Source organism: Pseudonocardia sp. TMWB2A, assembly GCF_017312135.1.
Window position 1 is genome coordinate 3,546,576 of the sequence record NZ_QKQY01000002.1, and the last position, 23,700, is coordinate 3,570,275.

Genomic DNA, 23,700 nt, shown 5'->3' on the forward strand with positions numbered 1-23,700 from the left:
GTGTGAGCATCGGTCATCGGCGGGGCCGGCGCGAGACCGGGGAGACCCGTCGTGCGCGACGGAACATCGGCGGTGCCCGCACCGTTGTAGCCGTCGAGACCCGATACAGGGAGGTTCAAGCCTGATGACCGAGACCGCGATCCTCGCCGGTGGGTGCTTCTGGGGTGTCCAGGAGCTGCTCCGCGAGCGCCCGGGCGTCGAGTCCACCCGGGTCGGCTACTCCGGCGACCCGAACACCCCGAACGCGACCTACCGGCGCCACGGCGACCACGCCGAGGCCGTCGAGATCGTCTTCGACCCGGAGCGGATCTCCTACCGCGAGATCCTGGAGTTCTTCTTCCAGATCCACGACCCGTCGACGAAGGACCGGCAGGGCAACGACATCGGCCGCAGCTACCGCTCCGCGATCTTCTACACGAGCGAGGAGCAGAAGGCGGTCGCCCTGGACACCATCGCCGACGTCGACGCGTCCGGGCTCTGGCCGGGCCGCGCGAGCACCGACGTCGAGCCGGCCGGTGACTTCTGGGAGGCCGAGCCGGAGCACCAGGACTACCTGCAGAAGTTCCCCTACGGCTACACCTGCCACTTCCCGCGCCCGAACTGGGTGCTGCCGCGGCGGGCGGCCAGCACCAGCTGAGCACCCACCGCTCCCACCGCACCCGGACCGGCCCGCGACCCCAGGTCGCGGGCCGGTCCCGTGTGGGGGGCGGGCGCCGGCCGGCGTCGCTCAGACGCGGCCGCGGGCCTCCGCGCGGTGCCTGCGCTCCACCGACCCGTTCACGACCTGCACCTTGTCCCCGACCTGTAGGGTCTCGAAGAACCGCTTCGCGTCGCGGGCGCCGAGCTTGACGCAGCCCGCCGACTCGCGGCTGAGGTCGCCGCCGTGGAAGGCGATCCCGCCGTCGGCGAAGAACACCGACCACGGCATCCGCGCCGGGCGGCCGTCCGGGCCGGGGAACTCGCCGCTGCGGTGGTCGGCCTCCTTGCGGTACACCCGGAACGAGTGCCCGACCGGGGTGGCCTTCCCCTCGCCCCCGGTGGTGACCCGGAACGGTCCGCCGGTGACCTTCCCGTCGCGGACCAGCCACGCCTGCCGCGTCTCGAGGTCCACGCACGCCCGCACCGACGCCGCGCACGGTGTTCCGGGGGCGGCCGGCTCGGCGTGCGCCTGCTTCGCGACCCGGCTCTGCTCCGGGTCGGCGGTGGCGATCGCGGTGCCACCCAGCCCCACCCCGGCCACGAGCACGAGCCCGGTCACCAGAACGCCACGACGGCGACGGAGCCGCTCGGTCCGGGACATGCCCACCTCCACGTCACAGATCACCCACCCGGGTGACATCGGGGCAGACGCCCGTCCGGGTGTCGCGGTTGCCCGGGCGGGCCCCGCGGCGGCGAGTGGGCAGCGGTGCACGGCGAACGGGTGGGCGGCGGGCCCGGCGGCGGATCGTTGCGCGGCCGACCGTCCGGGTACGGGAGGGGACCGCACGGCGTCCGGAGGGCGTGATCTCCGTCCCGAGGGGATGTCACGGGGCGATAACGGGGGTAGTTCTCGGTGACCGCCCCCTCACCCGCGGTGCTGGGGACGACCCGTCGTGACCGACCCCTGGAGGAACGATGCGCGCAGCCGACCGGCCGGGCTCCGAGCCGGGACCCGCTGACCGGCTCCGCCGTCGGGCGTCCCGTCGCGAGGACCTGCTCGCGGTGCTGCTCGGGCTGCTCGCCGCCTGCGGGCTGGTCGTGGCGTGGCTCGCCGGTGCCGCGGCCCACGGGTCGGTCCTGGAGCGGGGCGCGGTCGAGGCCCACCAGCGGGTGCCGGTCGCAGCGACGGTCACCGCGCGGGCGAGTGCGGTGGGCGACCTGCAGACCGGCCAGCAGTCGCTCACGCTGAGCTGGACCGGCCCCGACGGGCAGCCGCACTCCGGCGGCAGCACGCTGCCCGGCGTCTACGACGTCGGCGACCGGGTGCCGGCCTGGGTCGGCACCGACGGACGGCTGGCGCCGCCGCCGTCGACCCCCGCCGACGCCGTCACGGTCGCCGTCGCGGCCGGGTTCATCACCGCGGTCGTGTGGGCCGCCGGGGTGCTGGTCGCCGGACGGCTGGTCTTCGCCTGGAACGGGCGTGCGTTCGCCCGTGCCTGGGAAGAGGACTGGGCGGCCGTCGAGCCCGAGTGGTCGGGCCGCCGCACCCCCTGAGCCGGGCGCCCGGAGCGGCGGGGTCGGACCGGGGTCAGAACATCAGCCGCCGCACCCGCTCGGGGTGGATCACCAGCCGCACCTGGTCCTCGGCGAGGATCGCCGCGAGGTCCGCGGCGCGCGTGGGGTCGTCCAGGTCCCAGTAGCGCTGCGCCAGCCGCTGCGCCAGCGCGTGCGCCCCGTCGGTCTCGACGGTCGTCAAGCCCTCGACCGCGACCCAGCGCTCGCGTTCCCCGACCGGCGCGGCGACGACGATCGAGGCCCGCGGGTCCTTGCGCCTGCGGCGGATGTGCAGCGACTCCGGTCCGGTGAACAGCTGCACGGTGCCGTCGTCGGTCGCCTCGAACCAGACCGGGCGGGGCTGCGGCGGCACCGGGCCGCCCGCGACGCTCAGGAAGCCGTGCAGCGGGCGGGCGAGGAAGACGCGGTCGTCGTCGGTGAGTGCGGTGCGGTCGTCTGTGTGGGTGTCGGTGTGGACGTCGGTGGTGGGCATGGGTCCACGACACCACCGCGGCGCGGACGACGACATGGGTGAGACGCCGGAACTCCTGTCCGGTCGTCTAACCTCGGTGCGGTGGACCCCTTCGGTGACCTCGTCCGCGGGCTGCGGTCGCACGGCTCGCTGTTCGGCAGCACCACCCTGACCCCGCCCTGGTCGCTGTACTTCGTCGACGGCGCACCGCTGACCCTGTGCGCGATGCTCACCGGCGCGGGGTGGATCCTCGTCCCCGGAGCCGACCCGGTGCGGCTGGCCGCGGGGGAGACCGCCGTCGTGCGTGGCCCGGCCGGTTTCCACGTGGTCGACGAGGTCGGCACCCCGGCCGAGCCGATCGTCTGCGGCGTGGACTGCGCGACGCCCGAGCAGGGCGGCACCCGCCACCGGCTTGGCTGGCACGACCCGGCGCCGGCGCCGGGCAGCGACGCGAGCACCCTGATCACCGGGGCCTCCCCGGCCGGGGGCGAGGTCGGTGCCCGGCTGCTCGACGCGCTCCCGCCGGTGCTGCGGGTCGGTGCCGGGGGCAGCGGGGACACGGTGCTCGACCACGTCGCCGCCGAGGTCGCCGTCGACGCCCCCGGCCAGCAGGTGGTGCTCGACCGGCTCCTGGACTGGCTGCTGGTCTGCACCCTGCGCGAGTGGTTCGACCGGCCGGACGGACGCCGTCCGCGCTGGTGGACGGCCCAGCACGACCCCGTGGTCGGGCGGGCGCTGCGGCTGCTGCACGCCGACCCCGCCGCGGCCTGGACCGTCGCCGGGCTCGCCGCCGCCACCGGGGTGTCCCGGGCGACGCTGGCCAAGCGGTTCACCGACCGGGTGGGCGAGCCGCCGCTGACGTACCTCACCGGCTGGCGGATGACCCTGGCCGCGGACCTGCTGCTCGCCGAGCCCGGCGCGACGCTGGCCGGGATCGCGCGCCGGGTCGGGTACGCCGACCCGTTCGGCTTCAGCGCGGCCTTCACCCGGGTCCGCGGCGTCACCCCGAGCGCGTTCCGCCGGGGCGAGCGGCAGGGTGGGGGACAGGGCGGGGGACAGCGCGGACGGCACGGTGACCGGGTGGGTGCTCCGGACGGGGTGAGCGGCTAGCCTGCGGCGCCGTGACCACCGTCGCCGTCCTGCACCACGCCCTCGGCCGCACCACGGGTGTGACCGGCTTCGCCGGGACCCTGGCCGCCGACGGGCACACCGTCGTCGTGCCGGACCTGTTCGACGGCCGCACCTTCACCGAGGTCGCCGACGGGGTCGCGTACGCGGACGCGCTCGGGCCCGAGGCCGTGGCCGCCGGCTTCGACGCCGCGGTCCCCGCCGGGACGGACCCGCTGGTCGTCGTCGGGTTCTCACTCGGGGTGCTCGGCGCGCAGCGGATCGCGCAGACCCGCCCCGGTGTCGCCGGCGCGGTGCTCTGCCACTCCTGCATCCCGGCGGCCTGGTTCGGCGCCTGGCCCGCCACGGTCCCGGTGCGGGTGCACGCCTGTGCGGCCGACCCGTTCTTCACCGGCGACGGCGACGACGCCGCCGCGCGCGAGCTCGTCGCCGCCGTCCCCGGCGCGATGCTGCACCTGTACCCGGGCGCCGGGCACCTGTTCGCCGAGCCGGGCACCCCCGACCACGTCCCGGCCGCCGCGGCGCTGCTGGAGCGCCGGGTGCGCGCCTTCGTCGCCGCCGTGAGCGGCCGGTCGTGACGACCCCGCCCACGGTCCGGCTGGCCAACCTCGACCTCAACCTTCTCGTCTCGCTGCGCGAGCTGCTGCGCGAACGCAACGTCACCCGCGCCGCCGCCCGCATCGGCATCTCCCAGCCCGCCGCCAGCGCGGCCCTGTCCCGGCTGCGCCGCCACTTCGACGACGACCTGCTGTCCCGCCACCCCGGCGGCTACGTCCTCACCCCGCTCGCCGCCCAGCTCGTCGAACAGGTCGAGGGCGTCTGCTCGGCCGCCGAGCGGCTGTTCGGCACCGGCCACGGCTTCGACCCGTCGAGCGCCCGGCGCGGTTTCACCCTGCTCGTCGCCGACTACACCGTCGCCGTGCTCGGGCCCGCGCTGTCCGCGGCGGCGGCCCGGCGCGCCCCCGGCATCGAGCTGCGGCTGCGGCTGGTCCGCGAGTCGTTCTCCGCCGACATCGGCGAGACGATCCGGCTCATCGACGGCCTCATCGCCCCGCCCGCCGCCCGCTTCGAACGCCCCGAGCTGCGCTCCACCGCCCTGTTCGACGACCGCTGGGTCTGCGTCGTCGACGCCGCCAACCCGGTCGCCGCCGGGCCGGACCCGACCCTGGACCTCGACGAGCTCGCCGCGATGCCCTGGGTGGTGCCGTTCGCCCCGGACCGCGGCATGTCGGCGGCCGCGCCGATGACCCGCCAGCTCGCCCGCCTCGGCGTCGAACCCGACATCAAGGTGCGGGTGGAGAGCTACCTGTCGGTGCCCTACCTGGTCGCCGGGACCGACCGCGTCGCGCTGCTGCAGGAACGCCTTGCGCGCCAGGTCGCCGACCGTCTCGGGCTGGTCGTGCTGCCCTGCCCCGGCGATCCCGGACCGATCCACGAGCGCCTCTGGTGGCACACCGACCTCGACCCGGACCCGGCCCACCGGTGGCTCCGCGAGCTCATCGTCGAGCTGTCGGGCACCCTGTAGAGCTGCGACTATTCGTCCGGTCGATGGTCCGGCAGGCGAACGTTCTATTTCCGGGACGGCGCGCGCCGTTCCTAGTGTGTGAGCCATGCCTCACCCGCTGACGCCCCTGCCGGTCCACACCGTGATCCGGGACGCCCCCCTGCGCGCCGGCGACCCGGCCGAGCACGCGGTGACCGCCGACGTCTGCGTCGTCGGCTCCGGCATCGCCGGGCTCTCCGCCGCCGTCGAGTCCGCCCGCCTCGGCCGCGACGTCGTCCTCGTCGACGCCGCCCCCGTCCTCGGCGGCCAGATGGTCAACTCGCTGATCGGGCTGTTCTGCGGGGTCTACGGCAACGGCCCCGAGTTCCGGCAGCTGACCCACGGCCTGTTCGACTCGATGTTCGCCGACCTCGAGGCCGGCGGCGACCTGTTCCGCCGCACCGGCCACACCCTCACCGTCGGCTACGACGAGGTGCGCCTCGGCCGCTGGGTCGAGGACACCGTCCGCGCCCACGGCATCCGGGTGCTCACCAACGCCACCCTCACCGGCGTCGAGCGCGACGGCGACCGCGTCCTCGGCGCCCGCTTCGCCACCCGCTACGGCGCCGTCGACGTCACCGCGGCCGGGTTCGTCGACGCCAGCGGCGACGCCGCGCTCGCCTGGGCCGCGGGCCTGGAGTGCCGGCTGCCCGACCGGGAGATCTACGGCAGCCAGCAGCTCGTCGTCGAGCACCTCGACGCCAGCGCCGCCCCGCCGCCCGCCGAGCTCGCCGACCGGGTCGCGGCCAAGGCGGGCGACTACGGCCTGCTCCGCCGCGACGGCCTCGCCTTCTACTTCCCCGGCCGCGACACCGCGGTGCTCAACATGACCCACATCGAGGCGCCGCTGGACCCGATCGCCGCCGCCGAGGCCCAGCTGGAGGGCAAGGCCCAGGCCGACCGGGTCGTCGAGTTCCTGCGCGCGGAGTTCCCCGAGGTGTTCGGCAAGGCCACGGTGCGCTCCTACGGGCTGCCCGGCCGCCGCCAGACCCGCTGGATCGCCGCCGCCCACCAGCTCACCGTCGAGGAGGTGCGCGCCGGGGTCCGCTTCGACGACGCCGTCGCCCGCACCGCCTGGCCGATCGAGCTGCACGACAGCCCCGACGGCTACGTCTGGGAGACCTTCGACGCCGACCACCTGCACTACGTGCCGCTGCGCTCGATGCTGCCGCCCGCCGCGTCGAACCTGGTCGCCGCCGGCCGCTGCATCGACGGCGACGCCGCCGCGCTGTCCAGCGTGCGCGTCATGGGCCCGTGCGCGGCGATGGGCCACGCCGCCGCGCACGCCCTCGACCTCGCCGGACCGCAGGGCAGCCTGCACGACGTGCCCGCCGACGCCCTCACCGACCGCATCCGGGAGAACGTCGAGGACTGACCCCACCCCCACCACGAGGAGACAGGCAACGATGCCCGGAGGCGCCCCGTGATACTCACCGACGACGACCGCAGGATGCTCGACGGGGCCGAGGGGCCCGCCGTCGCCGCCGCGATGGATCTGCTCACCCGCTACGCCGAGGCACTGGACGCCGAGCGGCTCTGCTCGGTCCGCAACGTGGCCGGGACCGCCACCCAGCCCTCCCCGCTCAAGGCCCGCCTGGTCGCCGAGGGCGGCTGGGACCGCGCCTTCTCGGTGATCAACCTCGACAGCGACGAGACCCACGAGATCCCGCCGATGGCGGTGCCCACCTGCCAGCTCCAGCAGGGCTTCGGCGCCGACGCGGCCGCCGTCGCGCCCTACCCGGCCGAGTTCGTCGAGCTGCAGGCCGACGCCGAGACCTTCTACGGCCGTCGCGGCGTCTCCATCCTCGCCACCTGCACGCCGTACCAGGTCGGGAACCTCCCGGTCCGCGGCGAGCACTGCGCCTGGATGGAGTCCTCCGCGGTCGTCTACGCCAACTCGGTGCTCGGGGCCCGCACGAACTGCGAGGGCACCGCGTCGACCGGCGCGGCCAGCCTCACCGGGCGCGTCCCGTGCTGGGGCAACCACCACGACGAGCACCGGCGCGGCACCCACCTGGTCCGGGTCGACACCCCGGTCGGCGGGTTCCTCGACTGGGGCCTGCTCGGCTACTTCACCGGCGACGTCGTGCAGGAGGCACGCCCGGTCGTCACCGGCGACCTCGCCCTGCCCGACCTCACCGACCTCAAGCACTTCGGCGCCGCGGCCGCCTCCTCGGGCGGGGTCGAGATGTACCACGTCCCCGGGGTCACCCCGGAGGCGCCGACCGTCGAGGCCGCGTTCGGCGGCGGCGTCCCGGCCGACGCGGTCGTCTACGGCGCCGCCGAGCGGGCCGCCACCTACGCCCGGCTCAACGACCAGGGCACCAGTACGGACGTCGACTTCGTCCTGCTCGGCTGCCCGCACGCCTCGCTCGACCAGATCCGCGACGTCGCCCGGCTCCTCGACGGCCGCAGGCTGCACGACGGCACCTCGCTGTGGATCATGGCGCCGCGGGCGCTGGCCGCGGTCGCCGAGCGCAGCGGCTACACCGCCACCATCGAGGCCGCCGGCGCGAAGGTCCTCACCGACTCCTGCCCGGCGATGTCCCGCCTGGCCCCGCCCGGGACCCGGGTCTTCGCCACCGACTCCGCCAAGCAGGCCCACTACCTGCCCGCGATCCTCGGGATCGAGGCGTGGTTCGGCACCACCGAGGACTGCGTGCGGGCCGCGGTCACCGGCCGCTGGTCGGGTGAGCTGCGATGACCGCGACGGTCGGGACCGTCCTGCGCGGACGGACCGTGGTGCCCGGCGTGGTCACCGGCGAGGCGCTGGTGTCGCCCGAGACGATCTCCGGCTGGGGCGGCATCGACCCGGCGACCGGCACGATCGTCGAGGCCCGGCACGCCCTGCAGGGCGTCTGCTTCACCGGGAAGATCCTCGTGTTCCCCGGCGCCAAGGGGTCCTCGGGCTGGTCGGCGTTCTTCCAGAGCACCCGGCTGCTCGGCACCGCCCCGCTCGGGATGGTCTTCACGGTCACCACGACCAAGGCCGCGCTCGGCGCCGTCGTCACCCGCGTCCCCGCACTGGCCGACCTCGACGCCGACCCGGTGCAGGTGCTGCGCACCGGTGACCGCATCCGGCTCGACGCCACCGCGGGCACCGTCGAGCTCCTCGCGCGGGCGGGCGAGCACCGGGCGGGGGAGGGGACGTGAGGCTCGCCGTGCTGCCCGCCGACGAGCTCGCCCCCGGCGAGCACCGCGTGGTGCGGGTCGGCACCCGCTCGATCGGCGTCTTCCGGGTCGGCGACGACTACTACGCCCTCGCCGACCACTGCCCGCACCAGGGCGGCCCGCTGTGCCGCGGCTCCGTCGCCGGGGCCCCGGTGGCGACCGGTCCCTCGGACGTGCGGCTCGACGAGGGCCACGTGCTCGTCGCCTGCCCCTGGCACGGCTGGGAGTACGACGTGCGCACCGGCCGCTCCTACCAGCCCGGCGACGCGCCCGCCCGCAGCCTCCCGGCGTCGGTCGAGCCGGGCCCGCCGGGCATGACACCCGGCCCGTACACCGCCGAGACCTTCGAGGTGACCGTCGAGGACCGCTGGGTGGTCGTCGACACCGGCCGTCGCCCCGCCACCGAGGAGACGTCATGACCACCATCGACTCCACCGCGGCCACCACCCGGGCCCCGGCCCGGCGTCGCGCCCGGACCCCGATCGTCGACGCCGACATCCACCCGGTCGTCACCGCCGACCGGCTCGCGGCCGCGCTGCCCGAGCCCTGGCGGCGACGGTTCCTGCGGTTCGGGCTGCGCGGCGCGCCGCCGCCCGCGGTCTACCCCCGGGTCCGGCACGGCGGCATGCGCCGCGACTCCCACCCCGAGGCCGGCCCGCCCGGCAGCGCCGTCCGGCCCCCGGGCAGTGACCTGGACCTGATGCGCAGCCAGCTGCTCGACCCCTACGACGTCGTCGCCGGGGTGCTCATCCCGATGCAGGGCCACACCGCGGGCGCCGAGGAGCCCGCGTTCGCGGCCGCGCTGTGCCGCGCGTACAACGACGTGCTGGTCACCGACTGGCTCGACCCCGAGCCGCGGCTGCGGGCCAGCATCTGCATCCCGCACGAGTCGCCGGCCGAGGCCGTCGCCGAGATCGAGCGCCGCGCCGCGGACCCCCGGTTCGTGCAGGTCCTGTTCCCCAGCGGCACGTTCCTGCCCTGGTCGGACGCCAAGTACCGGCCGATCTACGCCGCGGCCGCCGCGCACGGGCTGCCGGTGGCGATCCACCTCGGCGGCACCGAGGGCCACCGCGGCGACGGCTGGCCGTCGTTCTACCTGGAGCAGCACGCGTGGTACGGCAACGCCGTGGCCGTCGCGCTGACCGGGCTGGTCGCCGGCGGCGTCCTCGAGGCGGTGCCGGACCTGCAGTTCGTGCTCGTCGAGGGCGGGGTGTCCTGGCTGCCGTCGCTGCTCTGGGGGCTCGACGACGCCTGGGAGCTGTGCCGCGACGACGTCCCGTGGCTGACCCGCCCGCCGTCGGAGATCGTGCGCGAGCGGGTGTGGTTCACCACCCAGCCGATCGACGAGCCGCCGGTGCCCGCACACCTGGCGACGACCTGGGAGCAGACCGGGATGACCGACCGGATCCTGTTCTCCTCCGACTACCCGCACTGGGACTTCGACGACCCGATCACCGCGCTGCGGGTGCTGCCCGCGGCGCTGCGCCGGCCGATGGCGGCCGCCAACGCCGCCCGCCTCTACGGCCTGACCCTGCCCGGGAGCGACGCATGAGCGCCGACCAGCCCGAGGAGTTCTTCGACGCCGACACCCACGTCGCGCCGGCCTCGTTCGCCGACCTCGCGGGGCTGCTGAGCCCGTACTGGCGCGACTACGCGGCGGGCGCCGCCCTGCGCGCCGACCCCGTCCAGGGGGGTGCCTACCCGCCCGCGATGGTCGACGGGCCCGCCCCGCACGACGTCGCGGCCCTGCGTGCCGCGGTCCTCGACGCGCCCGCACCCGGGGGCGGCCGGATCGGTACGGCGGTCCTGACCTGCACCACCGCGTTCGACGTCAGCCGCAACCACGCCTTCGAGGCCGCCCTGTGCCGGGCGGTGAACACCTGGACCGCGCAGCGGTTCCTCGACCACGAGCCCCGCGCCCGCGGCTCGGTCGCGGTGCCGCTCGGCGACCCGGCCGCGGCCGTCGCCGAGATCGAGCACTGGGCGGACGACCCGCGCTTCGTGCAGGTCCTGCTCCCGGTGCGCGGGCACGACCTGCGCTGGGGCCACCCGGTGTTCCGGCCGGTCCTCGCCGCGGCCGCCGCGGCCGGGCTGGTCGTCACCCTGCACGCCTGGGGCCGGGTCGGCAGCGCCCCGACCACGACCGGGTTCACCCACACCTACCTGCAGGACTACCTGTCCCACGGGCAGGTCGCCCAGTCCCAGCTGGTGTCGCTGGTCGCCGAGGGTGCCCTCGGCGCGCTGCCGGGGCTGCGGGTGACCGTCGCCGAGTGCGGCTCGTCCTGGCTGCCGCCGCTGCTGTGGCGGCTGGACAAGGAGTGGCGCGGCATCCGCCGCGAGGTGCCGTGGGTGGACCGGATGCCGTCGGAGTACGTCCGCGAGCAGGTCCGGTTCACCACCGCGCCGGTCCACCTGCCGCGCGACCCCGGCGAGCTGCGCGACGCCCTCGACGTCCTGGGCGCCCCGGAGCTGCTGCTGTACTCCGGCGACCACCCGCACCGCCACGGCGACGGCGCGGCCCGACTCCTCGCCGCCCTCGACCCCGCCGCCCGCGCCGCGGTCACCCACCACAACGCCGCCGCGTGGTACCGCGGCAGCCACACCGTCGGCGCATCGGCACCGTCGCCCGCGTCGGCCCAGCACGCACCGGAGGTCCCCCGATGACCCGCACGACGACCCGGCTCGCCGCGGTCCTGCTCGCCGCCTGCCTCGTCCTCGCCGGATGCGGCGCGGGCGGCGGCCAGGACGGCCGCGACCGGATCACCTTCCTCAACATCCTCCCGATGGAGTCGCTCGGCTACGCCGCCGAGATGATCGCCGACACCAAGGGCTTCTTCGCCGCCCACGGTCTCGACGTGACCTTCGAGGCCACCCAGGGCTCGGCGCCGGCCATCCAGACCCTGCTCGCCGGGTCCGCGGAGATCTCCCGGATCGGCGACATCGAGACGATGGTCGCCGCGGGCGAGCGCGGCGCACCGCTGGTCGCGATCGGCGGTGTGGTGCACAACGGGCCGTTGCGCCTGGTCTCCTCGCAGCGGGCGCCGGTCACCGACGCCGCGCAGCTGCGCGGCAAGCTGGTCGGGACGCCGTCGGAGGGCGGCACCAGCTCGATCACCCTCGACCTCGTCGCCGGGTCGGCCGGGATCGCCCCCGCCGAGCTGCGCCGCCAGGTCGTCGGGCTCAGCCCCGGCGTGTTCGACCTGGTGAACACCGGCCGCGTCGACGCGTTCATCGTCTCGCTCGACACCGCGATGCTGCTGCAGGCGACCCGGCCCGAGGCCGTCGTCTACGACCCCAACGACGCCATCTCGGCCGGGTCGCAGATCTACGCCACCTCGAAGGCCACCGCCACCGATCCGCAGGAGCAGGACAAGCTGCGCCGCTACCTCGCGGCGATCGCCGACGCCACCGCGTTCATCACCGCCGACGAGGCGAACGGTTTCGCCGAGACGATGCAGCTGATCGGCTCGAAGTACCAGGTCTCGGCGCTGGACCGGCCCGAGGTCGCCCGCGCCGCGCTCGCCGCCTACGTCGACGGCTACGCCGCGGGCCAGGGTCCGACCGGCATCTCCCCGCAGCGCTGGCAGGCCACCTACGACGAGGTGTCCTCGGTCGGTCAGGTCCCCGCCGGTCTGGACCCGGCGCAGTGGCTCGACGCCGGCCTCAACGGCACGGAGGGCGCCCGATGAGCACCCCGACGACACGACGGTCCTCGGCACCGGAGCAGGAGACGAGCATGACCCAGGAGACAGCGACCCAGGCGACGGCGACCCGTCCCGGGGCGCACGCGGCCCCGACCGGAGGCGCGGTCGGCCTGCGGGTGTCCGGTGTGGACAAGGTGTACCCGACCCGGCGGGGGGAGGTGCGCGCACTGTCCGGGATCGACCTGGACGTCGCCCGCGGCGAGTTCGTCTCGCTGGTCGGGCGCTCGGGCTGCGGCAAGACGACGCTGCTGCGGATCCTGTCCGGCCTGCTCGCCCCGTCCGCGGGACTGGTCGAGGCGGGCGGACGGCCCGCGTGGGCCGCCGGCCGTCGTGACGACGCGGTCTTCGCCGAGTTCGGCCTGGTGTTCCAGGAGGCGAACCTGTTCCCGTGGTTCACGATCACCGACAACGTCGCGCTGCCGCTCAAGCTGCGGGGGGTGCCGCGTGCCGAGCGCCGCGCCCGGGCCGCCGAGCTGTGCGCCACCGTCGGGCTCGGCGGGTTCGAGGACTCCTACCCGCGGGAGCTCTCCGGCGGCATGCGCCAGCGGGCCGCGATCGCCCGCGCCCTGGCCTGCGACCCGTCGGTGCTGCTGATGGACGAGCCGTTCGGCGCGCTGGACGCCCTGACCCGCGACCGGATGAACCTGGAGCTGCAGCAGATCCACGCGGTCTCCGGCGCCACCGTCGTGTTCGTCACCCACTCGATCCCCGAGGCGGTGTTCCTGGCCGACCGGGTCGTGCTGCTGACCCCGCGCCCGGGACGCATCCGGTCGATCACCACGATCGACCTGCCCCGGCCGCGGTCCGCCGCGACCGAGACGACACCGGAGTTCGGCGCGCTGGTCGCCGGGCTGCGCACCGAGCTGGACCGGGAGGACTGAACCGATGACCACGACCGAACGGCCCGCTCCGGCGACCGACCCCGCCACCCCCGTCACCGACCCCGGCGGCCCCGAGAAGGAGTCGCCCTGGCTGCGGCGCCTGCCGTGGATCTCCGGGCCGGTGCTCCTGCTGCTGCTCGTGGGGGCCTGGCAGTTCACCGTCTCGGTGGTCGGGGTCTCGGAGTTCATCCTGCCCGCACCGGCCGCCGTCGTCGGCGCGCTGGGGGAGCTGCTGGCCGACCCGGCGATCTGGGGCCACATCGGCGTGACGCTGCTGGAGGTCCTCGTCGGGTTCGGCGCCGCGCTCGTCGCCGGTGTCTGTGTCGGCGCGCTACTCGGGCGGATCGAGTGGCTGCGCCGCGCGGTGCAGCCCGCCCTGGTCGCGCTGCAGGTCGTGCCCAAGGTGGCGTTCGTGCCGATCTTCGTCATCTGGTTCGGCTTCGGCCCCACCTCGAAGATCATCATGGCCGGGCTGCTCGCGTTCTTCCCGATCATGCTCAACGTGATGCTGGGGGTGCGCTCGGTCGAGCGCGGGCACCGCGACGTCATGACCGGGCTGGGCGCCTCGCGCTGGGCGACGTTCCGGAACCTGGAGCTGCCCGCGACCCTGCCCTACGTGTTCGCCGGCGCCGAGGTCGCGATCGTGTTCTCGGTGATCGGCGCGATCGTCGGTGAGTACCTCGGCGGCAGCGCCGGGCTCGGCTACCTGGTGGTGTCGAGCCTCAACGCCCTCGACGCGCCACGGCTGTTCGCGGTGATCGTGCTGCTCGCGGTGCTGGGGTCACTGCTCTACCTGATGGTGACCACCGCGAAACGCCTGGTCATCCCGTGGCACGAGTCGGTGAACACCGGGGTCTGAGCCGCAGCGCCCGCACGCCGACGCCGCCGGGGTCACGCCCCGGCGGCGTCGCGGGCCCAGCCGGTCAGCACCGGCACGACGACGTCGAGCGCCCCCGGCTCGCGCGCCCACCCGAAGTGCGGGCGCGCCGCGGGCACGTCGAGGTGGTGGCGGCGCAGGGTCGCCGCGCCGAACATGTCCAGCAGCGCGTCGACCGAGGCGGGCGGGGCGAGCCCGTCGCGCTCGAACCCGATCCCGAGGACCGGCAGGTGCACCGCGGCGATCGACGGGGTGTGGTCGATCCGCGGCGTGCCGAACGCGAGCCGCCCGGTGCGGGCCCACCGGCCCCAGTCGCGCATCTGCCCGCGGGCCTCCCGCCCGGCGAAGCCGACCCGGTCGCCCGGGAAGTGCCCGATCAGCATCGCCGCGGCCACGACGGCCTGGGTCCGCAGCAGGTGCGCGGGCCCCCAGACCCGCCAGTCGACGCTGCCCGACCCGACGAGGGCGACACCGTCGACGCGGTCGGGGTGCCGCGCGGCGTGGGCCGCGGCGAGGTGCCCGCCGAGGCTGTGCCCGACGACGAACACCGGCGCGCCGGGCCGCTCGGTGTGCACCGCCTCGACGGCGGCGGCGAGGTCGCCGACGAGGTCGTCGTAGCCGAAGTCGTTGCGGCGCCCGGGCGGGGGAGCGGGGCGGGCCTGGTGCCCGCGCAGCTCGGTGACCGCGGCGGCGACGCCGGCGTCGGTCAGCGCCCTCAGCAGCGGGGTGTAGAACGACGCGCGCATCCCCATCGCGGGCACGACCAGCAGCACGGGTGCACCGGGGTCGGGCACCGGGTGCAGGGTCAGCTCCAGCGGTGCCGGGGCCGGGCGGTCCAGGACGGTGGTGACGGGCACGCCGGTGATCCTCTCCCGGCCGCCCGCCGGGTCAGGCCGGGGCCCCCGCCAGGGCGCGCAGGCCGGCGTCGAACACGGCCATGGCCTCGTCCACCAGCTGGGTCAGCGACGGCGAGCGCGGGTCCGTGCCGTGGTCGCCCAGCCAGTGCTGCACCGCGACGCGCAGCCCGGTCACCGCGGCGGCCGCGGCCAGGGTCGGGTAGAGGTCGCGGGCCGGGTCGGACCCGGTCCGGGCGACGACGGCGTCGGCCAGCGCCCGCTCCTGCGCGGCGAACGCGGCCATCTGGTGCGCGACGATCGTCGGGTGCTCCCGCAGCGCCCGGAGCGCCTGCACCCGGTCGAGGTAGCAGGGGTCGGTGACCACGGCACGCAGCGCGTGCCGCAGCGACTCGGCGACCGGCTCGTCGTCGGGGCGGGCGGCGAACGCGGTCAGCAGGGTGTCCGCCGACGACGCGTTGCCCGCGACGACCGCCTCCTCCTTCGAGGTGAAGTAGTTGAAGAAGGTGCGGGGCGCGACGTCGGCGGCGTCGGCGATCTGCTCGACGGTCACCGCGTCCGGGCCGTGGGCGCTGCACAGCCGCAGCGCGGCGCCGGCGAGCGCGGCCCGGGTGGCGGCCTTCTTGCGCTCGCGACGCCCGGGGGCGGCCTGCTCAGCCACGGTCGGCCCCCGTCCGCTCGCGCTCGGGCGCCTCGATGACCGAGACGAGCTCGTGCCGGCCCGGATGCCCGCCGGCGGTGCGTGTCGTGCCGTCGGCGGGTGCGCCGGCCGGCAGGTCGACGTCGAGCCGCAGCCCGTCCGCGCCGACCCTCACCCGGTGCGCGGCGGGACGTCCCTCCCAGCGGTACACGGTGGACACGATGCCGGTGGCGACGCAGATGCGGTAGTGCCCGTCGGCGTCGGCGCGGGTGCGGCCGACCTCGTCGCCGGTGCCGTCGAGGACGGTCAGCACGGCACCGCCCGCCGGGGCGCCGTCGGCCCGCACGAACCCGTGCAGCACCGGACCGGTCGGACCGGTCGGCGGGGCCGGGGTGGTGGCCGCGGCACCGGCCGCGGGGTCGGCGGGCTTCTCGATGTCGAGGGTGTCGCGCAGCGGGACCTCGCGCAGGGCCAGGATCGCCAGCAGGGCCAGGAAGGCCAGCGGCGCGGCCACCAGGAAGATCATCGAGGTGGCGTGGCCGTAGGACTCCATGACGATCGAGCGCACCGGCTCGGGCAGGTCGGCCAGATGCGGCACCTGCCCGCCGCCGACGGCCGCCCCGCCGTCGACACCGGCGTCGGCCAGCCCGGCCGCGGTCCGGGACCCGACCACGGAGGCGAGCAGCGCGCCCAGCCCCGCGACGCCGGCCGAGCCGCCGAGCGAGCGGAAGAACGTCACCGTGGAGCTCGCGGCGCCCATGTGCCGCAGCGCGACGGTGTTCTGCACGGCGAGCACCAGGTTCTGCTGGGTGGTGCCGACGCCGATGCCGACCAGTGCCATCGCGACCGCGACCAGCCAGTACGGCGCGGTCGAGGAGATGACCGCCGCCCCGAGCGACAGGCCCGCGGTCAGCGAGACCGCGCCGCCGACGAGATAGCGCTTCCAGACGCCGGTGCGGGTGATCAGCTGGCCGGCCACGTTCGACGCGCCGAACATGCCGACGATCATCGGCAGCGTGAGCAGCCCGGCCTCGGTGGCGCTGGCGCCCCGGGCGAGCTGGAAGTACTGGGACAGGAAGATGGTGGAGCCGAACATCGCGACGCCGACGAACAGGCTCGCGACGGTGGCGAGCATGACGGTGCGGTCGCGGAACAGGAACGGCGGCACGACCGGGTCCTTGGCCCGTCGCTCGACGACGATCGCGCCCACCAGCAGCACCAGGCCGGCACCGATCAGGCCGAACGAGGTCGGCGAGGCCCAGCCGAACTGCTTGCCGGCCAGCGAGGTCCACAGCAGCAGGGCCGACACCGCGGCGGCGATGAGGGTGGCGCCCAGGTAGTCGATGCTGGGGCGCTCACCGTCGGCGCGCACGGGGGTGGGCACGTTCAGGGTGCGCTGCAGCACGAGCAGCGAGAGCGCGGCCAGCGGGACGCCGACGAAGAAGCACCAGCGCCAGCCCAGCGGCGAGTCGACGATGATGCCGCCGAGCAGCGGACCGCCGACGACGGCGATCGACATGATCCCCGAGAGGTAGCCCATGTAGCGGCCGCGCTCGCGCGGGGTGATGATCGCCGCGATCACGACCTGGGTCAGCGCCTGCAGCCCGCCCATGCCGAGGCCCTGCAGCACCCGGAAGCCGATGAGCTGCCCGGTGGAGACCGCCAGCCCGCAGAGCAGCGAGCCGACCAGGAAGATCCCGATCGCGGCCTGGACCAGCAGCTTCTTGGAGTAGAGGTCGGCGAGCTTGCCCCAGATCGGGGTCGAGGCCGTCATCGCCAGCAGTGACGCCGAGACCACCCACGTGTACTCGGCCTGGGTCCCGCCGAGGTCGCCCAGGATCCGGGGCAGCGCGTTCGACACGATCGTGCTGGACAGCACGCCGACGAACAGCGCCATCAGGAGGCCGGTCAGGGGGAGCAGTACGTCGCGGCGGTGGGCCGCGGCCTCCTCGGGGGTGCGCACGGGGCGGGTAGTTGACGTCACGCAACGAGTCTGGCCCAAAGATGCAGGCTGTGCAACTTTGCCGGACGTGCGTCCGCGCACAGTCTGCACGGTTGCGCCGGCCCGTCCGCGCGACGACGCCCCGCGACCGGCGGGGGCCGGTGGCGGGGCGTCGCCTGCGCCGCGTGCGGGCCCGGACGGCCCGGCGGTCAGGCCGCGGCGGTGCCCTCCGGGTGGACGGCCAGCCTGGCCAGGCGCTTCTCGGTGGGCCAGCGGACGTTCCACGCCCAGCCGAGCCGCTCGAACAGCCGGATCGTGCCGGCCGAGATGTCGATCTCGCCGCGGCCGACGCCGTGCCGGGCCGAGGTGGGGTCGGCGTGGTGAAGGTTGTGCCAGGACTCGCCCATGCTGGGGATGGCGAGCAGCCAGACGTTGGTGGAGCGGTCCCGGGCCTTGTACGGCCGCTCACCGACGAGGTGGCAGATCGAGTTGGTCGACCACGCGACGTGGTGCGACACCGCGACCCGGACCAGCCCGGCCCAGAAGAACGCGGTGAACGCGCCCCACCAGGACCAGGTCACCAGGCCGCCGACGACGCCGGGCCCGAACACGGACAGGATCGTCAGGACGGTGAAGCCGCGGTGGACCCGGTCGATGTCGGGGTCGGCGAGCAGGTCCGGGGCGAAGCGGCGCTGGTCGGTCAGCGACCGGTCGAAGATCCAGCCCATGTGGGCGTGCCAGAAGCCGCGGACCAGCGCGGCGGGGGAGGTGCCGTAGCGCCACGGCGAGTGCGGGTCGCCCTCGGCGTCGGCGTAGGCGTGGTGACGGCGGTGGTCGGCCACCCAGTGCCGGACCGGCCCCTGCACGGCGAGGCTGCCCGCGACGGCGAGCGCGATCCTCAGGGGCCGGTTCGCGGTGAACGAGCCGTGGGTGAAGTAGCGGTGGAAACCGACGGTCACCCCCAGCATGGACACGACGTACAGGCCGAGTGCGAGGCCGGCGTCGAGCCAGGTCAGGCCCCAGCCCCACGCGAGGGGGACCGCGGCGACGAGCGCGATCGCCGGGACGATCGCGAACGCGTAGACGAACAGGTGCGGAACGGGATGCCGGAGCCGGTCGGAGAAGTCGGAGCGCGGCGCGGGCCGGGTGTCGGTCACACCCTCCGATGGTTCCGGCTCGCACCAGAACGGACAGTGGGGACAACCCCCCTCACGCACCGTGAGTGGGGACTCCTCAGGCCGTGGCGGGCTGGGCCGCCTCCCGCAGCAGCGGCTTCACGCGCTCGCCGAACTTGGTGACGCCGTCGACGAAGTCGGGCCAGGTGAGCAGCGCCCCGTCGATGCCGGTGGTCGCGGCGATCTCGTCGAGCTGGGCCGCGACCCGCTCGTAAGAGCCCTTCACCACCGGCAGTGACAGGAACGCCATGTTCCCCTCCGACGCGGGACGCTCCAGCGAGGCCAGCAGCTGGGCCGAGGTGCCGTCCGGGTTGGTGTCCAGCGACGCCCCGGTGGTCATGTAGCTGATGGCCTCGAGGTCGGCGTTCTCGACGATGTGCGCGCACAGCCGGTCGGCCTCGTCGTCGGTCTCCTCGGCGATGATGCAGTACAGCGCGTAGGTGCCGACGTCGCGGCCCGCCTCGTCGCCGAGCCGGCGCACCCCGGCGGCGATGTCCCCGACCTTCGAGCGCTCGGCCATGATGAAGTTCCGGTCGCCGTGCTCGGCGGTGAACGCCTGGCCCGCCGGCGACTGGCCCGCGCAGACGATCGTCGGGGTGTGCAGCGGCTTGGGACGCATGTCGGCGTCGTCGAAGGAGAAGAACTCGCCGGAGAAGGTCGCGGTCCCCTCGCTCCACAGTGCCCGCAGCGCCCGGACGTACTCGGCGGCGTAGGCGTAGCGGCGCTCGAAGTACTCGTCGCCGGGCCACAGCCCCATCTGCGTGTACTCGGGCTTGTTCCAGCCGGTCACGATGTTGAGCCCGCAGCGCCCGCCGGAGATCTCGTCGATCGTCGCGACCATCCGGGCGGCCATGATCGGGTGGGTGGCCAGTGTGGTCACCGACGGGTAGAGCCCGATCCGCTCGGTCACCGCGGCGAGCCCGCCGAACAGGGTGAACGACTCCAGGCACTCGCCCCAGAAGTCGCTCGGCCCGCCCGACCCGCGGTGCTTCATCATCGAGAGCACGAAGTCGAGGCCCTGGCGCTCGGCCTCCTGGGTGATCGCCACGTTGTGGGCGAAGCTCGGCCGGTACTGCGGGCTGCCGGTGGACAGGATGTAGCCGTTGGTCGCGTTCGGGATGAAGACGCCGTAGTGCACTCAGACCTCCGGGGTGGACAGCTGTGTGACGGTGCTGGGCAGGTCGGCGACGTCGGCGTACTTGGCGTCGAGGTCGGCGAGGTTGCGGGTGTGGACGCCGGCGTCGCGGTCGGCGCAGGCGTCGGCGACGACGACCGGGCGGAACCCGGCGGCGAGCGCATCGGTGGCGGTGGCGCGGACGCAGCCCGACGTCGACACCCCCGTGACGACGACGGTGTCGACCCCGCGGGCCCGCAGCGTCGCGGCGAGCGAGGTCCCGGCGAAGGCGGACGCGTGCTGCTTGGCCAGCAGCGTCTCGCCCGGCGCCGGGTCGAGGACGAGCCGGCCCCAGTCCCCGGGGGCGCCCTCGGCGAAGCAGGACAGTGCGGGCACCTTCGCGGCGAAGAACCCGGCGTCGGCGAGGTCGGCGGCGTAGCGCACGACGGTCCAGACGACCGGGTGCCCGCCCGCGCGGGCCGCGGCGACCACGGCGTCGCAGCCGCCGGTGACCCGCTCCGCGGTGGCGGCGTCCCCGAGGAAGAAGGGCCCGTCCGGCTCGGTGTAGGCGGCCACGAGGTCCACCACGACGACGGCCGGTGCCGCGCCCCAGCCGACCCGGCCCGAGAACGGCGCACCGTGCGGTCCTGCCCCGGCGCCGGTCACCGGCGGTCCCCGGTCATCACGGCGCGGGCGTTGGCGATGTGGCTGACCATCACCGCGGCGGCCCAGGCGCCGTCCCCGGCGCGCAGTGCGGCGACGATCTCGGCGTGGTGGGCGAGGCTGCGGGCCAGCGACGCCGCGTCGTAGGTGTGGAAGGTGCGCAGCACGACCGGTGCGTGCACCACGCCGGCCAGCGCGGAGGCGAGCGCGGGGGTGTCGGCGATCTCGAGCAGCCGGGCGTGGAACCGCCGGTTCAGGGCGACCAGGGCGTCGAGGTCCTGCCCGGGGCCGGGGCCGCCGACGGCGAGCATGCGGCCGGCGAGGTCGTCGAGCTGGTCGAGGTCGGCGGCGGTGGCGCGGGCGGCGGCCAGCGCGGTGGCCCGCGGCTCCAGCGCGGTGCGGACGCCGAAGATGTCGTCGAGGTCGGCCTCGGAGAACGTGGCGACCCGCGCACCGCGGTGCGGGTGCAGCTCGACCAGCCCCTCCGCGGCGAGCCGGGACAGCGCCTCGCGGACCGGGGTGCGCGACACCCCGAGCCGGTCGGCGAGCTCGACCTCGCCCAGGTGGGCGCCCGCGGCCAGCGCGCCGGTGAGGATCTCCTCGCGCAGCGCGGCCTGGGCGCGCTCGGAGGCGCGCCGGGGAGTCGTGTCGACCATCGTCACCTCCGGCGTCGGAATGTATGCAACCTACGAGTGCCGCCGGTCACGCACAAGGCTCCACCTGTTGTTACGTCCGGATGACGGGCAGAGTGGGCGATGCGTGTACACAATCAAGCTCGACGAAGGGACCCCGCCGTGGCCGACCTCCTCAGCCGACCCGGGAACCGCCGGGCGCGCCTGCGTGCCCTGCTCGACGCCGGCACCCCGGTGCTCGCCCCCGGCGCCTACGACGCGCTGTCCGCGCGGCTGGTCGAGCAGGCCGGGTTCGACGTCGTCTACATGACCGGGTTCGGGACGACGGCCGGGCTGCTCGGCCGGCCCGACGTCGGCCTGCTCGGGGGAGCGGAGATGGCCGCGCACGCGGGCAGGCTGGCCGACGCCGTCGACCTCCCGCTGATCGCCGACGCGGACACCGGCTACGGCAACCCGCTCAACGTCATCCGCACCGTTCGCGACTACGAACGGGCCGGGGTCGCGGCGCTGCACCTGGAGGACCAGGTCATGCCCAAGCGGTGCGGGCACCTCGCGGGCAAGCAGGTGGTGCCCGCCGCGGAGATGGCCGCGAAGGTGCGGGCCGCCGTCGACGCCCGCACCGACCCGGACCTGCTGGTGATCGCGCGGACCGACGCCGCCGCCGTCGACGGGCTGGACGCGGCGATCGACCGGGCCCGCCGGTTCGCCGACGCCGGCGCCGACCTGCTGTTCGTGGAGGCGCCGACGTCCGAGCGCGACATCGAGACCGTCGCGACCGCGCTGGCCGGGCACCGGCTGGTGTTCAACTGGGCCGAGGGCGGCCGCACCCCGCCGCTGTCGCGCGACCGGCTCGCCGAGCTCGGGTTCGCCCTGGTCCTGTTCCCGGTGGGCACCCTGCTCGCGGCGACGGCCGGGATGCGGGAGCTGCTGGAGCGGCTGCGGGCCGAGGGCACCCCGGCGTCGCTGATCGACCGGCTCGGCGGTCTCGACGAGTTCGCCGAGCTCGCCGGGATCGGGGAGGTCCGCGAGCTGGAGCAGCGCTACCGCGCGGAGGGGGAGTGAACAGTTCCCGGCCGCCTCACGCCGCAAACGTCCCTCTACGGAAGGGTCGGTAATACACGGCCAGGAGTGGCGGGTCGATATGTCGTCCACCACACTCAGCGGAGATGACCTTGCTGACCTGCGGACGTCGACCGGAACGGGTCAGGCAGGCAGGGTCCCGGAATCGCCCCAGGCGGTGGATCGTGCAGCAGAACACTCCCCGGCTCCGCATCTGCGAACGATGCTGGTCGTCGGTCGCGGACGGCTCGGTCTGTCGGATCTTCCGGCACTCCGACCCCGCGACCCCGCTGGAGAGGCCCACCTTCTCCTACCGGCACCTCGACGGTGACCCGGCGTGCAGCGGGGCGCAGCAGCCCGAGCTGGAGACGGGGTGGGCCGCGTGAGCGCACCCCCCGTGCCGGGACGCGCGCTGCGCCCGGTCCCCGCGCCGGTGCCCGCCGCCCGGACCGTGCTGTCGCCGGTCGACCCACTGCCGGTGTCCCCGGGCGACCTGGACCGGCTGCGCGAGAACCTCGGACGCGTGCTGGCCGGTCTGCGCTGGCCCGCCCACCGCTGGCAGGTCCTCGCCGAGGCCGAGGCGTGGGGGGTGAGCGGCGTGGTCCGCCAGCAGCTCCTCCCGCTGCCCGACGGGCGGTACCCGTCGTTCGAGGCCGTCGTCGAGGTGCTCACGGCCGCGGCGCGGAGCCGGCTGCGCCCGGCCCCGGTCCGGCCCGCGATCGGCGCCGACCGGCTGCACCCCGCCGAGCGGGCCGGTGTCCCGCCGCGCCTGCCGCGCGCCCACGGCAGGCCCGCACCCGCGCCGGGACACCGCCCGGCCTGACCTCCGACGGGGCCGTGCGACCGCCCCGGACGGAGGCGGTTGGGGCCGAGTCGGCCGGGGTCGGCGGTCCCGAATCCGCCGGCCCCGGCCGGGGCGGCCACCCGTCCGCTCCCCAGCGACGGGTGGTGGGTCCTCGGGGTGCGTGGCCCGCGACGAGGCGGGTGCGTGCCGGTGGGAGACCGGCTGCTCACGCGAGGTGATGTATATCACGCGGTGCGGCCGGATTGGTCCGGTTTCCCCGAACCGGGCGACGGTATCGATCAAGCCGTCCGTGCGCGTGTAGACCGCGGAGCACCGGGAAGGCCGGGGGTGTCCGGGCCCGGGCGGGCCCGGCGCGGCGAGGAGGCGGACGTGGCGGGGCAGACGGCGATCGGGCTGGCGGTCGAGACGGCGGGACCGGGGGTGCGGCTGGTCCGGGTGTCCGGGCGGCTGGACCGTCCGGGAGTGGAGGCGCTGGCGCGGATGCTCGACGCCCAGGCGCGGTGCGGCCGGACCCCGGGGCACGTCGTCGTCGACCTCTCCGGGGTCAACGCCTTCGACGGGCCCGCCACCGAGCGGCTCGGCGCGGTCGTCGCCCGCTCGCGTGCCGACGGCGTGCGTCTGCACCTGGCCGGGTGCGGCGGCCGGGCGGAGCTGCTGCCGCTGCGCGCCCGCCAGGTCCTGCAGCGCTGCAGCGCCTTCCCCTCCGCCGAGGTCGCCGTCCGGACGCTGACCGCGGCCCGCGCCGGTACCGCCGGTGCTGCCGGGACCGTGCCCGGACCGCGCCGGGCCGGCGACGACCGCGCCGGTGGCCGGCCGGTCGCCTCCGGTACCTGACCCCGACCGGCCC

At 75.4% G+C, this 23,700-nt stretch carries 27 protein-coding genes; 18 read left to right on the top strand and 9 right to left on the bottom strand.

Features of this window, described 5'->3' with window-relative positions:
* Nucleotides 1-124 precede the first annotated feature (124 nt).
* Nucleotides 125-637, top strand: coding sequence for a peptide-methionine (S)-S-oxide reductase MsrA (msrA, locus tag DMP17_RS31165; RefSeq protein ID WP_226356914.1), 513 nt, complete (start codon nt 125-127; stop codon nt 635-637).
* 90 nt (nt 638-727) lie between these two features.
* On the opposite strand, the gene DMP17_RS31170 is transcribed toward msrA, so the two are convergent.
* Nucleotides 728-1,300 carry a L,D-transpeptidase gene (locus DMP17_RS31170; protein ID WP_226356915.1) on the bottom strand — a complete coding sequence of 191 codons (573 nt, stop codon included), beginning with the start codon at nt 1,298-1,300 and terminating at the stop codon, nt 728-730.
* Between the two features lie 314 nt (nt 1,301-1,614).
* Here DMP17_RS31170 and DMP17_RS31175 point away from each other — a divergent pair, with 314 nt between their 5' ends.
* Nucleotides 1,615-2,193: an Rv1733c family protein gene (locus tag DMP17_RS31175; protein WP_226356916.1), complete on the top strand. Its 579-nt coding sequence runs from the start codon at nt 1,615-1,617 to the stop codon at nt 2,191-2,193.
* 34 nt (nt 2,194-2,227) lie between these two features.
* On the opposite strand, the gene DMP17_RS31180 is transcribed toward DMP17_RS31175, so the two are convergent.
* On the bottom strand, nt 2,228-2,686 hold the full coding sequence (locus tag DMP17_RS31180; protein ID WP_226356917.1) for a pyridoxamine 5'-phosphate oxidase family protein: 459 nt from the start codon (nt 2,684-2,686) through the stop codon (nt 2,228-2,230).
* A gap of 81 nt (nt 2,687-2,767) precedes the next feature.
* On the opposite strand from DMP17_RS31180, the gene DMP17_RS31185 reads away from it, so the two are divergent.
* The 12 genes from DMP17_RS31185 (at nt 2,768) to DMP17_RS31240 (ending at nt 13,951) form a co-directional block, all read left to right on the top strand.
* Nucleotides 2,768-3,775, top strand: coding sequence for an AraC family transcriptional regulator (locus DMP17_RS31185; protein WP_226365287.1), 1,008 nt, complete (start codon nt 2,768-2,770; stop codon nt 3,773-3,775).
* A gap of 11 nt (nt 3,776-3,786) precedes the next feature.
* Nucleotides 3,787-4,371 (top strand): dienelactone hydrolase family protein, encoded by a 585-nt coding sequence (locus DMP17_RS31190; protein ID WP_337831407.1) that lies wholly within the window; start codon nt 3,787-3,789, stop codon nt 4,369-4,371.
* Nucleotides 4,368-5,318 (top strand): LysR family transcriptional regulator, encoded by a 951-nt coding sequence (locus tag DMP17_RS31195; RefSeq protein WP_226356920.1) that lies wholly within the window; start codon nt 4,368-4,370, stop codon nt 5,316-5,318. The genes DMP17_RS31190 and DMP17_RS31195 overlap by 4 nt, the downstream gene beginning before the upstream one ends.
* An 85-nt stretch (nt 5,319-5,403) precedes the next feature.
* Nucleotides 5,404-6,711 (top strand): FAD-dependent oxidoreductase, encoded by a 1,308-nt coding sequence (locus DMP17_RS31200; protein ID WP_226356921.1) that lies wholly within the window; start codon nt 5,404-5,406, stop codon nt 6,709-6,711.
* Between the two features lie 48 nt (nt 6,712-6,759).
* Complete coding sequence (locus DMP17_RS31205) at nt 6,760-8,040, top strand: aconitase X catalytic domain-containing protein (RefSeq protein WP_337831408.1); 1,281 nt, start codon at nt 6,760-6,762, stop codon at nt 8,038-8,040.
* Nucleotides 8,037-8,489: an aconitase X swivel domain-containing protein gene (locus tag DMP17_RS31210; protein WP_226356923.1), complete on the top strand. Its 453-nt coding sequence runs from the start codon at nt 8,037-8,039 to the stop codon at nt 8,487-8,489. The genes DMP17_RS31205 and DMP17_RS31210 overlap by 4 nt, the downstream gene beginning before the upstream one ends.
* On the top strand, nt 8,486-8,926 hold the full coding sequence (locus tag DMP17_RS31215; RefSeq protein WP_226356924.1) for a Rieske (2Fe-2S) protein: 441 nt from the start codon (nt 8,486-8,488) through the stop codon (nt 8,924-8,926). The genes DMP17_RS31210 and DMP17_RS31215 overlap by 4 nt, the downstream gene beginning before the upstream one ends.
* Nucleotides 8,923-10,059 (top strand): amidohydrolase family protein, encoded by a 1,137-nt coding sequence (locus DMP17_RS31220; protein WP_337831409.1) that lies wholly within the window; start codon nt 8,923-8,925, stop codon nt 10,057-10,059. The genes DMP17_RS31215 and DMP17_RS31220 overlap by 4 nt, the downstream gene beginning before the upstream one ends.
* Nucleotides 10,056-11,171 carry an amidohydrolase family protein gene (locus tag DMP17_RS31225; RefSeq protein WP_337831410.1) on the top strand — a complete coding sequence of 372 codons (1,116 nt, stop codon included), beginning with the start codon at nt 10,056-10,058 and terminating at the stop codon, nt 11,169-11,171. The genes DMP17_RS31220 and DMP17_RS31225 overlap by 4 nt, the downstream gene beginning before the upstream one ends.
* Entirely contained in the window at nt 11,168-12,196 is a 1,029-nt protein-coding gene (locus tag DMP17_RS31230; protein WP_226356927.1) for an ABC transporter substrate-binding protein, read from the top strand. Before DMP17_RS31225 ends, DMP17_RS31230 begins: the two co-directional genes overlap by 4 nt.
* A gap of 47 nt (nt 12,197-12,243) precedes the next feature.
* Entirely contained in the window at nt 12,244-13,092 is an 849-nt protein-coding gene (locus tag DMP17_RS31235; protein WP_226356928.1) for an ABC transporter ATP-binding protein, read from the top strand.
* 4 nt (nt 13,093-13,096) lie between these two features.
* Nucleotides 13,097-13,951, top strand: coding sequence for an ABC transporter permease (locus tag DMP17_RS31240; RefSeq protein WP_083474056.1), 855 nt, complete (start codon nt 13,097-13,099; stop codon nt 13,949-13,951).
* A 32-nt stretch (nt 13,952-13,983) separates the two neighbouring features.
* On the opposite strand, the gene DMP17_RS31245 is transcribed toward DMP17_RS31240, so the two are convergent.
* The 7 genes from DMP17_RS31245 to DMP17_RS31275 all read right to left on the bottom strand — a co-directional run bounded on the left by DMP17_RS31245 (nt 13,984) and on the right by DMP17_RS31275 (nt 21,013).
* Nucleotides 13,984-14,826, bottom strand: coding sequence for an alpha/beta fold hydrolase (locus tag DMP17_RS31245; RefSeq protein ID WP_337831411.1), 843 nt, complete (start codon nt 14,824-14,826; stop codon nt 13,984-13,986).
* Nucleotides 14,827-14,857: 31 nt separating this feature from the next.
* Nucleotides 14,858-15,484, bottom strand: a complete 627-nt coding sequence (locus DMP17_RS31250) for a TetR/AcrR family transcriptional regulator (RefSeq protein WP_226356930.1) — start codon at nt 15,482-15,484, stop codon at nt 14,858-14,860.
* Nucleotides 15,477-17,447, bottom strand: a complete 1,971-nt coding sequence (locus DMP17_RS31255) for an MFS transporter (protein WP_337831412.1) — start codon at nt 17,445-17,447, stop codon at nt 15,477-15,479. The genes DMP17_RS31250 and DMP17_RS31255 overlap by 8 nt, the downstream gene beginning before the upstream one ends.
* A 167-nt stretch (nt 17,448-17,614) precedes the next feature.
* The gene (locus DMP17_RS31260) at nt 17,615-18,562 is read right to left on the bottom strand and encodes an acyl-CoA desaturase (RefSeq protein WP_374228608.1); all 948 of its coding nucleotides are present in this window, start codon (nt 18,560-18,562) and stop codon (nt 17,615-17,617) included.
* A 76-nt stretch (nt 18,563-18,638) separates the two neighbouring features.
* The gene (locus DMP17_RS31265; RefSeq protein ID WP_226356932.1) at nt 18,639-19,718 is read right to left on the bottom strand and encodes an LLM class flavin-dependent oxidoreductase; all 1,080 of its coding nucleotides are present in this window, start codon (nt 19,716-19,718) and stop codon (nt 18,639-18,641) included.
* Complete coding sequence (locus tag DMP17_RS31270; RefSeq protein ID WP_337831413.1) at nt 19,719-20,360, bottom strand: isochorismatase family protein; 642 nt, start codon at nt 20,358-20,360, stop codon at nt 19,719-19,721.
* Nucleotides 20,357-21,013: a GntR family transcriptional regulator gene (locus DMP17_RS31275; RefSeq protein ID WP_226356934.1), complete on the bottom strand. Its 657-nt coding sequence runs from the start codon at nt 21,011-21,013 to the stop codon at nt 20,357-20,359. Before DMP17_RS31275 ends, DMP17_RS31270 begins: the two co-directional genes overlap by 4 nt.
* A 138-nt stretch (nt 21,014-21,151) precedes the next feature.
* Here DMP17_RS31275 and DMP17_RS31280 point away from each other — a divergent pair, with 138 nt between their 5' ends.
* The 4 genes from DMP17_RS31280 (at nt 21,152) to DMP17_RS31295 (ending at nt 23,687) form a co-directional block, all read left to right on the top strand.
* Nucleotides 21,152-22,051 carry an isocitrate lyase/PEP mutase family protein gene (locus tag DMP17_RS31280; protein WP_337831414.1) on the top strand — a complete coding sequence of 300 codons (900 nt, stop codon included), beginning with the start codon at nt 21,152-21,154 and terminating at the stop codon, nt 22,049-22,051.
* A 182-nt stretch (nt 22,052-22,233) separates the two neighbouring features.
* On the top strand, nt 22,234-22,434 hold the full coding sequence (locus DMP17_RS31285) for a hypothetical protein (protein ID WP_337831415.1): 201 nt from the start codon (nt 22,234-22,236) through the stop codon (nt 22,432-22,434).
* Nucleotides 22,431-22,871 (top strand): DUF2795 domain-containing protein, encoded by a 441-nt coding sequence (locus DMP17_RS31290; RefSeq protein WP_337831416.1) that lies wholly within the window; start codon nt 22,431-22,433, stop codon nt 22,869-22,871. Before DMP17_RS31285 ends, DMP17_RS31290 begins: the two co-directional genes overlap by 4 nt.
* A 351-nt stretch (nt 22,872-23,222) precedes the next feature.
* Nucleotides 23,223-23,687, top strand: coding sequence for a sodium-independent anion transporter (locus tag DMP17_RS31295; protein ID WP_337831417.1), 465 nt, complete (start codon nt 23,223-23,225; stop codon nt 23,685-23,687).
* Nucleotides 23,688-23,700: the final 13 nt, after the last annotated feature.